At 42.7% G+C, this 1,416-nt stretch carries 2 protein-coding genes; both read left to right on the plus strand.

The genetic code is table 11. From position 1 onward, the window contains the following. The first annotated feature begins 107 nt into the window (after window positions 1-107). Entirely contained in the window at window positions 108-599 is a 492-nt protein-coding gene (locus AB5935_RS23835; protein ID WP_368327646.1) for a PH domain-containing protein, read from the plus strand. Continuing rightward, complete coding sequence (locus AB5935_RS23840; RefSeq protein WP_009275671.1) at window positions 580-1,335, plus strand: hypothetical protein; 756 nt, start codon at window positions 580-582, stop codon at window positions 1,333-1,335. Before AB5935_RS23835 ends, AB5935_RS23840 begins: the two co-directional genes overlap by 20 nt. Window positions 1,336-1,416: the final 81 nt, after the last annotated feature.

Genomic DNA, 1,416 nt, shown 5'->3' on the forward strand with positions numbered 1-1,416 from the left:
ACCGATGTCGTTGAGACAGCCTTTGACGAAAATGGTGTTTCTCTCACCGAAGAGATAGAAGAAGAAAATGAAGAAACCAAGAAGAGCGGACTAAAACGATAAACAGTATGACAGACACAAACAGACGGTTCAGCATAATCACATTGCATCCTCATTGGGGGCAATACATTATCTCACAAGGCATGGCATTTCTTATCAGTTGTGCCCTGTTCTTGGCAGCAGGTCACGATAGCATCACCTATAAGATGCCCTTTGTGGTACTGGGTTCAATCATGACGTGCATCATGCTCTACGGTTGTCTATATATACACAAACTGAGCTATATCATCACGTCCGAACAACTGATTATCCAACATGGTGTACTCATCAGGAAGAGCGACTACATTGAACTCTACAGGGTGGTTGACTTCAGTGAAAACCGTGGTATAGTGGAACAGCTGTTCGGATTGAAGACTGTCTCGATTTTCAGCGTAGACCGTTCCAATCCCAAACTGGACATATTTGGAATCAACGAGCGGATTGATGTTGTAGGAATTATCCGTAAACGGGTTGAGTATAACAAACAAAGGAAAGGTATCTATGAAATCACGAACAGATAATATATCGTCAGAAGCCAAGACTTCCAAAGGTATTGCTTACGACAGCAGATGGATGATTATCTCGGTCATTGTTCTGACCTTGTTTCTATTCTGTCTTGAAGGTCGTGCCCAATTGGTTTCCAGCAATCCGATGGAATATGTGGCCTTAGCCGAAGGTAATGAGCTTATCAACAGTCAAATCAAGAATCAGATTGAAGATCAGCAGAAGACGGCACTACTACAAAATACCATTGCAGCAGAGTTTACTCAGATAAGGCAATGGGAGAGAAAGTACAACAGCTACCTGAAAACCGTGTCTGGCTACGCTTCTACCCTCAAAGCCTGTAGTCATCTCTATGATGACGGTGTAAGGATATTCATTAATCTTTGTGATTTGAAGAAAGCCATATCACAAAACCCGCATGGAATAGTGGCTACAATGAGTATGAATAATCTTTACATCGAAACAGCGACCGAACTCATCACTGTATACAGCATACTGAAAGATGCAGTAGCCAAAGGTGGAGCAAGCAATATGCTTACAGGTGCGGAACGCAGTAAGATTCTTTGGGAGTTGAATGACCGTCTGGCACAATTCAACAAAAGACTTTCACAGCTCTCCATCAGCATCCGCTATTACACAATGGCCGATGTATGGAACAGAGCCACTGCAGGAATGATAGACAGGAATACCGCTGAGATTGCCGGTCAAGCTTTAGACAGATGGCATAGATGCGCACGAATAGTAACACCATAAAAGATTATCAGGATAACACAATGAAACGCTTATTGCTGTTTTTTGCCATGCTTATTTCTCTCACCCTCCCTTTTGAAAGGC

The organism is Phocaeicola sp. RTP21198st1_B8_RTP21198_201120, assembly GCF_040929485.1.
Classification (GTDB): Bacteria; Bacteroidota; Bacteroidia; order Bacteroidales; family Bacteroidaceae; genus Phocaeicola; species Phocaeicola dorei.